General features: G+C 43.2%; 9 protein-coding genes. All 9 read right to left on the minus strand.

Annotated elements, in window-relative coordinates:
• Positions 1–6: 6 nt before the first annotated feature.
• Genes PAUR_RS22245 through PAUR_RS22285 form a run of 9 tightly spaced genes read right to left on the minus strand, consistent with a single transcriptional unit; the run spans position 7 to position 14,017 of the window.
• Positions 7–1,086 (minus strand): nitroreductase, encoded by a 1,080-nt coding sequence (locus PAUR_RS22245; RefSeq protein WP_192509903.1) that lies wholly within the window; start codon positions 1,084–1,086, stop codon positions 7–9.
• Positions 1,061–3,886 (minus strand): aminotransferase class III-fold pyridoxal phosphate-dependent enzyme, encoded by a 2,826-nt coding sequence (locus tag PAUR_RS22250; RefSeq protein WP_192509904.1) that lies wholly within the window; start codon positions 3,884–3,886, stop codon positions 1,061–1,063. The genes PAUR_RS22245 and PAUR_RS22250 overlap by 26 nt, the downstream gene beginning before the upstream one ends.
• An 11-nt stretch (positions 3,887–3,897) precedes the next feature.
• Positions 3,898–5,064, minus strand: coding sequence for an acyl-CoA dehydrogenase family protein (locus tag PAUR_RS22255; RefSeq protein ID WP_192509905.1), 1,167 nt, complete (start codon positions 5,062–5,064; stop codon positions 3,898–3,900).
• A gap of 27 nt (positions 5,065–5,091) precedes the next feature.
• Entirely contained in the window at positions 5,092–7,389 is a 2,298-nt protein-coding gene (locus tag PAUR_RS22260) for a polyketide synthase (RefSeq protein ID WP_192509906.1), read from the minus strand.
• Positions 7,386–8,918, minus strand: a complete 1,533-nt coding sequence (locus PAUR_RS22265) for an AMP-binding protein (RefSeq protein WP_192509907.1) — start codon at positions 8,916–8,918, stop codon at positions 7,386–7,388. Before PAUR_RS22265 ends, PAUR_RS22260 begins: the two co-directional genes overlap by 4 nt.
• A 9-nt stretch (positions 8,919–8,927) precedes the next feature.
• Positions 8,928–10,538 (minus strand): aminotransferase class I/II-fold pyridoxal phosphate-dependent enzyme, encoded by a 1,611-nt coding sequence (locus PAUR_RS22270; protein WP_192509908.1) that lies wholly within the window; start codon positions 10,536–10,538, stop codon positions 8,928–8,930.
• A 16-nt stretch (positions 10,539–10,554) separates the two neighbouring features.
• Positions 10,555–11,673 carry a Rieske 2Fe-2S domain-containing protein gene (locus PAUR_RS22275; RefSeq protein ID WP_192509909.1) on the minus strand — a complete coding sequence of 373 codons (1,119 nt, stop codon included), beginning with the start codon at positions 11,671–11,673 and terminating at the stop codon, positions 10,555–10,557.
• Positions 11,670–11,942 (minus strand): acyl carrier protein, encoded by a 273-nt coding sequence (locus tag PAUR_RS22280; RefSeq protein WP_192509910.1) that lies wholly within the window; start codon positions 11,940–11,942, stop codon positions 11,670–11,672. Before PAUR_RS22280 ends, PAUR_RS22275 begins: the two co-directional genes overlap by 4 nt.
• Entirely contained in the window at positions 11,936–14,017 is a 2,082-nt protein-coding gene (locus PAUR_RS22285; protein WP_192509911.1) for an AMP-binding protein, read from the minus strand. Before PAUR_RS22285 ends, PAUR_RS22280 begins: the two co-directional genes overlap by 7 nt.
• Positions 14,018–14,150: the final 133 nt, after the last annotated feature.

The raw sequence follows: 14,150 nt of genomic DNA on the forward strand, positions 1-14,150 counted from the left end.
ATCCTTTTAGTGTTGTTTTAATATGCGCGACAATGATGTGCGATATCTAAATTGAGACGTAAATTCGGGATTAGCTTCACTGGTGCCCACTCTGGCAATAAACAAAGGGAAGTATTGCGGACCTAAATTGTGATGCAGTGCTGCTTTCGCATCTGGGTGTTGCAGAAGTACACTCAGTGGGTGGACTGCTAACCCTTGCGCGGTCGCTTGTAACCACATCTCAATCATTTTTTGTCCGGCACAGAGCCAATCATAAGTTGACTGTTGCGAATTTTGGTATAGGCAAATAATTTGTGTACTGTGTGCTGTTAGCTCCCCCAGTGTTTTTGCCATATGCTCAGCAAGTCCAAACTTTGCTAATAGCGTCATTGTGATAGGGTTGAGCAATACTTGATGAAAGCGCCGCTTAAATAATGACATTGGTCCCATCAATTGTTGAATATTGAAGCCTCGGTCGCTATTCGGTGTCTTTGAGAAGTCGATAAATCGATATGTCTCTTTCCATGCATTGGCATGTTTGAAATCTTGACTGGCAAATTGACTAACAAGCTCAGCCGTTTGTTGGTGTTTGCGAGTATCTAAGCTTAACCACCTAATGTTCGGGTTATGCCAAAGCTCGGTCGTTAATATGTGCTTCTGAGGCATTAATTTTGCACAACCACGTAGTGCGCCTCTGTGGGTATGTCGTTGTTCTAATAATGACTTTATGTGGTGAAATTTGGCTAAATCAGGCTGTGTTGGGTGATAGCTCAAATGTACTTCTAAGAGATAGCTGTGTTCACAGGCTGAAATATGAACGCCTTGCACTATTGGGCTCGATATCACACACTTAGCCCCCAATGACTCTAGCAAATTGATTAATACCGTACTAAAGCCTGCCAAACTCATCCACATTTCGTTCTGTAACGCAGGAAGTGCATTAATCATGTTTTCACGGTTAAAGCCAATTTGAAGGCAGCCATCAAATGGTACACTTTGCGCGTACCATTGAACCTGCCAAGGCTGACAATTATGTGAAGAGGGCACGAGTTTTGCCAATTCCACACATTGTGCAACAAGATCAGCTAGCGGCTTGCAAGGTGTCATTTTGCGGTTTCTCCTGATCGAGTTCAAAGCCATGAATAGCCGCTAAAGCTTGCACTTGTTCTACCTGCGAGCAGGTCAGGGCGCCCATGCTGAAATGGCTAAATATACCGGCTAAACCAAGCAGCATTGTTTCGCCGCAACAAGCATATACTTGGCCTGATGGCAGTAACATGCCAGGCAAAGTGAAATGGGGATTATTAGGTAAATTAACGACTCCGCCGCGGATCAATTTAACATTGGGGCGGGTCAATATAATGTCTTCAGGCACATCTTTTGGTACTGCGACATCACTTATTAATACTGGCTTATGTTGGGCAATATAGGCGGGGGTGAAAACTGCCGCTGGACTACTGGTATTACTGACAATGACATCGGCTGTTTGACATGTTTCAAATTGCTCACTAACAGTGATCAGCTGACGCGCGAGCAGCATACGTTGTAACGCTTTGACCAAGCTGCTCGGTGTCTCATTGCCTAAACGAGGTGATAACCAGTCTCGACATGCTTTTAGTAGCCTCCCTCCTTCTTGCTGCGTATCTACAGCTAAGTAGAGATTTTCGCAAATAATATTGAGGGTTTTGTTAATGTTATTTGCACTGCCTGAGCGTGTTATTAGTAACAGAGATTGGCAATATTTCGCTAGAATAGCACTGTGTACTTGACCAATATTGCCTGCAGCGCCACATATTGCGATTGACGCATGTTCTAAATCAATACCATGACGTACTGCACTACTTAAAACAGTATTGATACTGGCGGCGACGGTAAGGGCATTGCCTGATGTTGCAGCAGGTGTATTGAACGTAAAGTCGCAGCAGTTGTTGGTAACAATTGAGGTATAGCCACCAAACCCAACCAGTTTACATCCTTCTTCACGCGCTAATCTGTAGGCTTCATGGACTTGGCTACGAATGACTTTAGCTTGATTGAAGCGCCTATCGGCTTCAATACTTTCAGCATCCATCTGAATACCGAATAATACCAGTTCAATTTGCTTTCCGGTATTCGAGGTGACGCGTCTTCTAGCTAATATACTGGGAATGGTGACGGGTAGAATATGTTGATTGAGCTCTTCTTGCTCATATTCATCGAATACCTCCCAACCGGGGTCAATTTCGTTAAGGCTATTGAGATCAATTAGGTGACTAATAAAAGCGACTTTATCAATTCCTGCGCTGATGGGGTCATCACGCTGTGGATGATTCATGATTTTATTGCAAGGAGTAACGGCTACGTCGCTGTGAATTAAATGGGCCAACAAAGGGGCAATTTGATGGCTGCGAATTAAGTCAAAAGCGGTTCGAAATGCGCTAACCACGTTAGGGATTTGGGTAAGACAGAAGTAACCTGAAGGCTGCATTCTCAGTACTTTGCGTTTACCTAAAGATGGTAATACGCGAATGTGGTGTTTATGTAGCAAATAACCCGCTAAGGTCATGGAGAGCACATTTTCACTGTCTAAATTAGCGATAGTGGCACTGGGGTGATTAGCTTGTGACGCCAGCTCTATTCCCAACATACACCCCCTGCCCCGAACATGTGCGATCATATCGGGATATTCCTTCGCAAGCGTTGAAAATGCACTTAAAAATGCGTCACCAATACGTTCCGCGTTGTGTTTAATATCATCCCGGTCAATCAGTGCTAATGTTTTTATTGCGACGGCGCTACTCAGGTCATCATCAGAAAATGTGGTACTGTGTAGCATACTGAACTCTTTATGATAACGACTCTTTTCGATGGCTATCGCCGATATTTTGCACAACCCACCCCCTAAAGATTTCGCCAAGGTTATGTAGTCATTTGGCGTGTTTAACCTCGAGCTTTCCAAAAATGAACCAGTGCGGCCTAACCCACATTGAATCTCATCGGCAATAATGGCGGTATCTGGGTAGTGAGTTTGAATATTTTGCAATAATGAGATATGTGCTGAGGATAGTGGCACGACACCACCTTCTCCTTGGATGGGCTCATAAATTAACGCCGCCAGTTGATTTATTGGTTTTTTCACGAGACGCACAGGTGAGAATTCAATATACCAATAGTGGCTTTGCCATGTATTTAACTTTTCAATAAACGCGTTGGTGTCGTTAATAAAAGTGGTATCAGTATTGTTTGATATAAAAGGCAAGCGCGCATCGCGATTATACGTTGTTGCTAGGCTCCCTCGAGTTTTCCCGTGAAACGCGCCCTTAAAGGCTGCCACTTTACTTGGCAAATTAAATGCAATTTGGTTTCTATATTCAATAGCAGATTTAAGCTCATCCAGCGTTTCAATAGGCTCCTGCTCAAGTAACTGTTCGCATTCAGTGAAAAAGTCGCGATTGAGTAGTGTATGATTACTTGATAGTCGAACGAGTAGCGTTCGCCAGTTCTCTGCACAGTCTTTTTGTGCGTTACTGAGCCGTTGGAAATATTCATATTGTGCATGCTTCAAGGCCGCCTCTACAGCCTCTGTTCCTGTATTTAGTAATATAATTTGATATTGCTTTTGTGTTTCGCTGTAGAGTTTATCAGCCAAAACAGCACGCAACTGACGAGCCATTGGGCGTTGTGCACCTTGCACCCACATTGGCCGTTCAGCACTAAGCAATTGTTGCATTGTTTGTACTAATTCAGGGTGATTGTGGCCCAATAACGTACTACCAAAGCCTCCTACTAAATCTAATACTTGATGTTGTTGGTCATCTTTTCTCCACGTGAGCATATCTCCTTTAGCTTGTGTAAACTCTACTAATAACCCGGCACTATCTAGCAGGTCTTCTCGGCTTAATACTTCTTGTCCTAATCGAATTTGCATATGTTGTTTTCCTAAATCCACTGAGCTTTTAAGCGCTTGATGAGCGTGCTACTGATATTGTTTTTGAGCACGTTGGTGGTCCCAGAAAAAATGGCGCTGGGCATGGCATCTCGAAGCATTCGCTCAATATCACCACTTAAAACTCCCTTAGCCCCATGTAGCTGGACGGCAGTTTGGCCATTACTAATCGCGGATTGAGACACGGTTATTTTTGCCAAACTACTGGCGACGCCAGACACATCGCCTTTATCTAGGGACCAGGCGGCCTTGTATAAAAGCAGCCGACTAGACTCGTAGTTTAAGTACATGTCGCATAATTGGTGTTGTATTGACTGATAGCTGGATAGGGGAGCATCAAATTGGTTTCGTTCACTGATATAACGCGCTGTTTTTTGTAGTTGCCTCTTCATTTGCCCAAGATAAAGTGCAAACAAACATACTCGCTCCCATTCCATAGAGACTTGGAAAATTGGCGCGCCAGCGCCTAAACGCCCAATAAGAGCCGATTCAGGTAATAGGCAGTTGTCGAAATAAATGTCGCCCATCGCGGTTGTGCGTAAGCCTGATTTATTATGAGGTGTTTTTGAAATTGATACGCCACATTCATGGGAGTCTAAAATAAAAGTAGAGTAATCAAAGTAATTATCTCTATCTTCAGTACGAAGGTGTACCACCACAAAGTCGGCCGCAGGTGCATTTGTGATGTATTCTTTGTGCCCATTTAAAACAAACCCTTGGGTAGATCTCTCGGCACGTGTTGTCATGGCGTAAATATCAGAGCCTGCTTGAGACTCTGTAATTGCGTGGGTGCCAAGCCATGCTTCACTGGTGATTTTTGGTAACCACTGTGCTTGTTGCTGGTCGGACGCAAATGCGCGAATAGGATGGACACAAGCACATAAATGGGCGGAAAGCGCAAAAACTAATCCAGAGTCTTCACACTGCTCAGCTAAGGATTCAATGCCAGCTGTCAGCTCAAGGGCATTGAGGTTGTCGCCTTTCATACTGATTGGTAGCAGCCAGTTGCCAATGCCTTGGTTGATCAATTGACGAAATAAAGGCTTGGAAAATGTACCGGCCAAATCGCGTTGCGTTAAATCGTCAAGATTTAACGTTTGAGCAATCATTTTTGCTTGGTCTGCGACACGCTGTTGTTTTTCGGTAAAGTTAAAGTTCATCGTTGGTTCCTTGATACTTTGCGAATATTAAGCAAAGTCGCTCATAATTACGTGATAGTTGACACCACCTGTGCCAAACCCGTTGACCGTTGCATGGCGCATTCCTTTGGGCGTCGAATAAGCTTGGTTTGAGTTCAGAGGGTCATAGCCAAGCTGAGAAAGTTGTAAGTCGCTGTGTAGATCACCTCGAATTAAATTTCTTGGTATTTGATTATGTTCAAAGCTCAGTAGCACTTTAATAATGCTTGCTAATCCGGCTACTGCGAATGTATGCCCAAATTGTGTTTTGAGCGCACCTAGCTTCAATTGGTTGTGTGTACGGGCGCCATAGATAGATGAAATGGCGTTGATTTCGACTGAATCCCCAATAGGCGTGCCTGTCCCATGTGTTTCTACGAATTCAATATGCGATGGTTTTATGAATGTTTGTGCAAAAGCATGGCGCATTGCCTGAATCTGGCCTTCAGTATTAGGCGCTATCATCGATTTACTGAGCGTACTGGAGCCAATCGCATTAAGTTCCGCTTTTATTGGCCAATCGTATTTTTGAGCCAGCGTATTGGTGGTTAGCACGACCATTGCACAACCGTCACCGGGTGTGAAGCCATCAGCAGTTTGGCAAAAAGTTGCTATAACGTCACGTGAAAGCATTTGTTGGTTAGAGCATACACTGAGGTCATGTAAATTGACGGGCAGCTCGAGTGCGGCGACAATTGCAACGTCAATTCTGCCACTGGCGATGGCATTTTTGGCACAATCCAATGCGGCAATAGATCCGGCACAAGCGGCTTCAATCGCAAGGTGCTGGCAATCCTCTAATGCAAAGTGCGTGGCTACTTGTTTACTTAAGTTACTGGCTTGAAAGTCTTCACTTAATGCATCTTCATTAAATTGTGTTTGCCATTCACTGAGAGACGTAAGTGCTGAACTGTTTGGATTGTTGCCATTGAGTATCTCGTAGCATTGCGTACATAGTGCCTTTAATTTCGATGCGAGTAGTTTGCGACGTTCACTATATGGGCCTAAATTAGTCGCCGTGATAACCATGGACCGACTATGTTTTGGTATATCTAAAGATGGCCATTGCTTGAGCGTTTGGGCGAGCACGCCTTTAGGGGAAGGTTGCCCAAGTTGATCTCGGTGTGTCGTATTAAGCTTCGCTGCCGCATTGCAATAGTAGCTGTCATGTTGCGCCCCATTTTCATGATATAAGGAGCCTGACGCATATGTATCATGGATTAAAGATGATATACCGCCCGTTTTATCCGTGAGGCCTTGCCAATATTCAGTAACGCCAGAGCGGTTAGCCATCCAAATCTGATGGTCGCATAGCACAACCGCATGTGCCTCATTTACTGCGATTGGGCAAAAAGTACGACTGATAGTAAAGCTCGGTGCGGAGTGCCCCTCGTTTGTGTCGAAAAATAAAGCTCTGGTATGATTGTTTGGCTTTTTTAACCAATTATTAAGTACTAAAGCACTGCCGACGATACCGGTATCGGGCAATATATTTGCACGAAGGTCTAAATTAATATTATGTGTGTGAAGCGCGGGTTTTAGTTGTTCAGTCAGTGGCGCATTTGTGATTGTGCACAGTACCACGCTCTGTGATGATTCAGTCTTTGCATGCTCAACAATGCGGTTTTTTTCACACATTAAGGCGTTGACTAGATATCCTCTCGCGTTGTCTATTGGTTTATTACAACGCTTCAAAAGCAGCACACTCGCACCAAGGCGCTGCGTATTGGAGTGGTTGGGTATGTCGTTAGCAATTGCAATTAGAACAGAGTCAGTTTGTCCAGTACGTAAGCTATCGAACGCCAATGCCATAGCTTGTGCAAAGCTATTATTGGCCGCTTCTATAGCAAACGAACGGCCATTTAATCCGCAGCTCTGTGCTATACGGGTTGCCATTGTCGTTGCCATCTCACCGACTTTATCATGGCTGCTGTTTAGCTCAGTGGGTAACAAATCAGCCAACTGTGATGCTGACTTATTACAGCTTAAATGCATTAGCTCCCTGAGCATCGCATTCGCAGTGAGCCGATAGTGATTCGCTAATTGTCTATCAGTGCCAGCGTGGGTGCATAGAATAACGTCTGTTCTATCGTTATTGATGTGCGCTTTATGGGTATCAATTAACGTACTACTGAGTTGTAATAGGGGTAGCTGCATACGATTGATTGCTGTGCGATAAATTGGCGGAATAGCAAATTTAGCGTATTGCTTTTTATCATTTAGCAAGGCCAAAGAACCATCTTTTGGTGAGCCAATAAGGTGGGCACAATCAATCAGTGCAATTGCGGTGTTGTTATTTAATGTCATGAGCACTCCACCTTCGCCAGTTGTGGATAATCAATCTTTCCATTGGCGTTTTTAGGTAACTTACTGAGTGCTTTAAAGCGATGTGGGATCATGTACACAGGTAAATGTTCTGCACAGTATGCTTTTAGTTCAATGGCGCTGGGCTTATTTGCCATATTTGTTGGTGAGTACGTCGCAATGATTTTTGCTGACTCTATACAGTATCGCGTTGCGACTTCTGTGATACTTTCATGCAGGCTCAGTCGCGCTTCGATTTCACCCAGTTCAATACGAAAGCCGGCAACTTTAATCATGCGATCACGGCGGCCGAGAAAGTAATATTTACCAGCTGCAAATTGCACAATATCACCTGTTTTATGAAGGTGCTGCTGATGGTTTTTACTTTGTTGGCCTTCATTACAATAACCAGGGGTAACGCACGAACCCCTGACGACTAATTCGCCGATTGCACCTTCTAATTGCGGTATTTCTACGTTATCTTCACCGACTAACTGGACTTGGCTATCGCCAAAGGGTGTACCAATGGGTATTGCCCCGTCGCTGATAATATCTTCATCTGTGATGGAGTATGCAAGGCAGACGTTTGTTTCAGTAGGCCCATAAAAGTTGAAAAACCGGCAGTGTTGAATGTTGTCATTTAACGTCCGTAAACAGGATTTTGGCATGACCTCACCAGCAAAAATAATATGGGTGAGTGATAGCACTTGAGCTTGTTGCCAAAGTGCAATTCTATTCATTAAATTCAGCAGGGAAGGGACGGTATACATCACGTTGATTTTTTGCTCTTTTAAGATATTTGCCAAAAGCAAAGGCTGCTTTACGACGTCTTCTGATGTGACGTATAAACTGCCGCCAACAGTCAAGCTCATAAAGAGATCAAAGGTACTTAAATCAAAATTGAAACTGGCGATATTTAAAAAACGATGTGTGCTTGATAACGATAATGATTGTTGACACCAGTTGATAAAATGTAACAAATTCTTGACTGATAACTTCACACCTTTCGGCCGGCCTGTTGAGCCAGAAGTAAATAAAATTGCTGCTAGGTCATTGTTATCAAAGCTTACCTTTGGTTTTTTGTATGAAGTGTGAATATGTTTAAACCAATTAAAAGAGGTTATGTTAGGTGTTGATGCGCCTGTTTTGCTTATTTCAATGATGCGAATATTTGGATATTCACTTTGTAGGGCTATCGCTTGGGTTAGGTGTGTAGAGTCTACAATAAGCGTATCCACTTCTGCGTCGCCCAAAATGAGTGAGACTCGTGCCGCAGGCTGCTTTGCGTCAATTGGCACATAAGCAGATCGAGCCGTTAAAGAGGCTAAAATTGCCAATACATAGTGATTGTTCTTCTCAAGCCAAATAGCCGTTCGTTTGGTTGATTGAAGCACAGTTGCCAAGGCGCCAACATAATTTGCGGCTTGTTGGTAACTACACATTGGTTCAGCCAATAGAAACGGCTGCTCTGGTTGGGATTGAGCCCAATGAAATAGCGCGGTATGCAGCGCATTTGACAACGTGTTATTCATCACTACTCCTTAGCTATTAAAACCGGGTAAACCCACTTCTTTTGCGGCTTTAATTAATATTTCTATTGCTTGATCTAAATCCTCTTTAGTATGTTGAGTGAGCACACTGATCCTGAGTCTTGCATCGCCTACGGCAACGCCAGGAAAGACAACGGTTTGGCAAAACATGCCCATTTGTCGAACATGATGGCCCAGCTCCATTGTGCGCTTTTCATCGCCAATAACGATGGGAATGATGGCACTTTCTGAATCACCTGTATCAAATCCACACTCACGAAGTGCGCTATGTAAGTAATTGACATTACTCCAAAGGTTTTCTAGCCTCTGGGGTTGTGTTTCCATGATATCGATGCACTGTATTAACCCAGCAGCAACATGGGCAGGAATGGTGGCTGCAAAGACGTACGAATTTGCATAAAAACGCAAATAATCAATAACCTCTTTATCGCCGCAGACGAACCCCCCCATACCGGCAAGCGTTTTACTCATGGTGCCAAGTTCAAGGTCTACTTCATGTTTTAAGTTGAAATGTTCAGCTGTACCAGAACCAGTGGCACCTAATATCCCAGTTGAATGAGCATCATCTATGAGAATACGGGCTTGATATTTGCGCGCTAACCTGACCATTTCAGGGAGTTTGACGATGTTGCCGTGCATGCTAAATACGCCGTCAGCGACAATGAGCTTACCACCGTCATTATCACTACAGTTTTTAAGGACTTCTTCCAATGACGCCATGTCATTGTGTTTGTAAATTCGCTTTTTAGCACCAGACAATTTACAACCATCTTGAATACTCATATGGTTATACACGTCAGTGATAATGGTGTCTTTGGGGCCCATTAATGCTGAAATTGTGCCTAAATTAGCAGAGTAACCTGAAGGGAATACAATACAGGCTTCACGGCCTTTAAAGCGGGCCAAGCGCTCTTCTAATTCAAGGTGTAAGTGGTTCGTACCGCCAATTAAGCGGCATCCCGTGTTAGTGGCTCCATACTGCTTTACAGCATCACTAATTGCGTTAACAACCCGAGGTTCATTGGCTAAGCCTAAGTAGTTGTTTGACGCAAACATTAAGAACTCACGCTCTTTATTTTGATATGCATCAAAAATAATGGCGCGATTCTCACATTTTGAACTAAGTGGCATGCCGTACCAAAAGTCGCCCGTTTTTTCATGTGATGAATAGAAATCATTAAACTTTCTCACTTTACTGAACAGGTCAGGACTCCCATCCGCCACGAAATCTCGCATGGTTTGAGAGGAGATTGAGGTATCAGCAGTGACAATTTGGTTAGTATCTTTCAGCACAGGTTGTACGCTGATATTCATGCCCAGTGAGGCAAGTTTTTGTTGTCCTTTTTCTGTAATTGCAACGTCTTTACAACAATTTATAAGATCGGCAATGGTATTAAAGCTTGCTGTATTGAGTTTGTTCTCAAAAGCAAATAGCGGCTGCATTTCATCCACAATACTTGCCAATATAATGGAGTCGATACCTAGGCCTTCCTCCATAGCTTGATCGAGCACTAAGTCTGACTCTGAATAGCAGGTTTGCTCTTTAACGATATCGAGTATGAGCGGCTGAATCTCAGCCGCTAAATGGGTGTTTAGTGTCATGTATAAATCCGTTTATTTAGTTGATTTCTTCAATGCCAATGATTTGTTCAAGGGAAGGCGCCTCAAACTCACCTGTAGGTTTAGTGGAAATTTTTTCCTTCAAAGCCTTTTGTTCGTTTGCTTCACGGATCAGCTTTTCTCTAAAGCGGATATAATGTGCGTTTACTTTATCTAGTGGGATCAGACGATTGGCCTTTGGACTTGATACTTTTGGATTTTGATATGAGATCACAGCCATATCTTTATCCTGTTGTACAAAACGTTCGATACGGCACATGTACCATGGGCGCACTGGTCGCCAAAACGGGATCGGCAGTGGTTTAATGAGTGGCAGTAGCAAATCACGTTTGGGTTCTTGGTAACAAACACAGACCCAGCAGGTATTGTCGTCTATGGGGGTCGGTATGAAAATAACATCAAACACATCACTTCTGATCAATACCAAGTTAGGCATTTGGACATCAATACCAAACTTCCAACCACGAGTCCAAGGCTTACGAGCGACGAGAGTTTCCTCTGCTGTACGTTCATCATCAGGGCGTAATACAAAATCACTGGTTATTAGCGTGCCATCTACTTTGCACTCAAAGTTGTCTACTTTACCGCCTTTAGGATCCCAAATGTTGATTGCAGATCCTTTGTGAACAAAGGGAATATGATAAATTTCACACACACTTTCAACGTAGCGAGTGTAGTTGATTGGTGCATCCCAACCGTAAAAAGAATAGTATCCTTGGTATTCTTTGAACTGTTTAAACATAGGAACTTCAGGATACTCATTCTCTGGCAATTGATCACCATACCAAAACCAAATGAGTCCGAACTCTTCTTTTACTTTATAGGTTTTTACACACATTCCTTTAGGAACGTCACCGTTTTTTCCCAATACAGGCATGTGAACACAATCACCTTTTTGGTCAAATTGGAAGCCATGGTAAGGGCAGGCAATTACATCACCATGCTGCTGTCCGCGACTTAACATAACGCCTTTATGTGGGCATTTATCATCCATGCAGACGAGCTTGCCTGTTGTATCGCGATATAATACGAGTAGCTTATTTAGACGTTTTAGCCCGATTGGTTTCTTTTTGACATCTTGGATTCTTGAAATTGCATACCATTGATTAGGGATCATAGTGCGGCCTCCTTATTGCTGTGATGTTCGACGACTTTGCTGAGTACTGCGACGGTCGCAAAATTGTCAGGGTGAATATCGATAACCGGTAATCGCAATGCAAATTCGCGATGTATAAACTCAACAACGTCAAAAATAGACGCTGAATCTAAGATGTTTAGTTTGATTATTGGTGTGTCAGGGGCAACTTGTTCATCGTCATCGAGATAGCTGGTGGCGATAAAGTGGCATAGCTTTGCTGACACAGTTTCAACTGAGGGGTTTAACATGTTGAGTCTAACTCCGTTGGGGTCGTTTTATTTGCTACTTGGTGTATTTTGTTCGCCAGCAAAGAGGGAGTATTACAGCTATAAAGTATGTCGGGAGCCAAATAAACGCCGGTTTGCTGTTCTAATCTAAATAGGATCTCCATGGCCAATACCGAGTCTAGTCCGACATTAGCGAGAGAGTCTTTAGGTGATATTTGTGCACTTGCAACACCCGTTAGTTCAGTAACTTGGAGAATTAACCAGTGTTCAATATTGAGGGTATCTTTCAAGTTAAGCGTGTGCGAAGCGCTGGATTTTGGGTTAGAACTATGTCGTTGTTCTTGAAATTTAAAATGGAAATACGTATGCAACTCAGATTTCTCAAACGCCTGCTTAATTGCAATGCGTTGTAACTTACCTGATGAGGTGATCTTGATGGTTTTGCGGGGTAAAAACAGTATTTGGTCTGCTTTGACACCAAAACGATCAATTAATCGTGTGTTCAACGACGTAGTTAGTGCCTCAAAGTTGTCAATATTACGAGGCACCTCGATGGCCATCACCAATTGCTCATTCTGTTCATGCATGACCGAAAATGCAGCACTTCGGCAATTTTTTAACTCAGGAAAAGCCAGAGATGCCTCATACTCAAGATCTTGAGGATAGAAATTGGCACCTCTGAGAATAATGACTTCTTTTAAGCGGCCAGTGATGAATAATTCATCATTATCATAAAAACCGAGATCACCTGTACGATGAAATGTTTCGTCGTAGTTATCCAGTTGTAGGCCAAAGTTTGCGATGGTCCGAGCTTCATCTTGCCAATATCCTGGGCTTATGCTGCTGCCTTGTAGCCACACTTCCCCCACTTGCCCTTGTGCCACCTCAGAGTGTGAAATGGGGTCAACTACCTTAACATTAAGAGAGTGATGTACAGTGCCGCTACTGACCAACCATTGACTGTGTTTCGCTTCAGCCGATGCTTGTTTTACAACACCGCGTTTAAGTAATGGTTCATCAACACACAGTTGTTTGTATTGGTGCCCATGAGGTTTCCCGCTTACCATGAGGGTTGCTTCAGCCATACCGTAACAGGGTAAAAAAGCATTGGCTTGTAGGCCGCATTGCGCAAATTTATCAAAAAACTGAGTAATGGTATGCGAATTTATAGGCTCAGCACCACAAAATAGATTCTCAAGCGATGATAAATCAAGCTCGGCTAATCTAGCTGGACGAATGTTTTTGAGTGCCAAGTCGAATGCAAAATTAGGCGCGCCCGTTGTGGTCGCCTTAAAATCAGTGACTGCCTTCAACCAAGTAAATTGGCTACGTAAAAATAAATCAGTTGGCATTAGTAGGGTTGGGTATCCGGTATAAACACCTTGCATAACACCACCGACTAGCCCCATATCATGATGGGGAGGAAGCCATAACATCATTCGAGTTTTGTCTTCTACGTGTCCGAAACTTTGGCGTATAAGTTCAGAATTTTCTAGGGTGTTTTGATTGGTAATGATGACACCTTTAGGCTTACCTGTGGTGCCAGAGCTATATTGCAATAGGGCAATATCGGCATTATCAGTTTTGAACTCATGTAACCCAGGCGCATGCGTATTGGTACAATCCTCGACCAATAACCAACGAACATGTTTATCAACAAGTTGTTCTTGCAGTAAGGGAAGGATCTCCCTATTAGTGATTATGATTGGGTTGCCTAAGTCACTAATCGCATAATCGAGTCGTTCAATTTGTAGCTGATTTTTAGGTGGGAAAGAAGGGACTGCAATAACCTTCGCGGCCATACATCCGTAAAAAGCAGATACAAAATCAGCACCTTGTGGGAGCACAATGAGTGCTTGATCTTGTTCTGAGTTCACACATTTAGACAGCGAGAGCAATGTATGAGCTATTTGGCTTATGGCCGTCGCGAGCGTTTTGTAATCATAGCTTACTGATTGCTCACCCTTCGCAGTTATAAACTGAAAAACTTCTTGGTCAGGCTTACTTAGTGCGTCCGATGCGAGTAAATCAATCAAGCTATTTGCTTCACATTGTAAAAGGTCTCTTTTTGGAAAAAGAGGGTTCGAAGTTCCCATGCTACATAATCCTTTTTGCTTTACTTGGTTACATAATTGAACATAAATGTGAAAGAAGTGTGTAGAAATGTTAAATATTAACTCGGATTAATGGGTTTTTATTAACATTAAGTTAACTCTTGTGGGCGAATAT

It is taken from the genome of Pseudoalteromonas aurantia 208, assembly GCF_014858725.1.
Classification (GTDB): Bacteria; Pseudomonadota; Gammaproteobacteria; order Enterobacterales; family Alteromonadaceae; genus Pseudoalteromonas; species Pseudoalteromonas aurantia.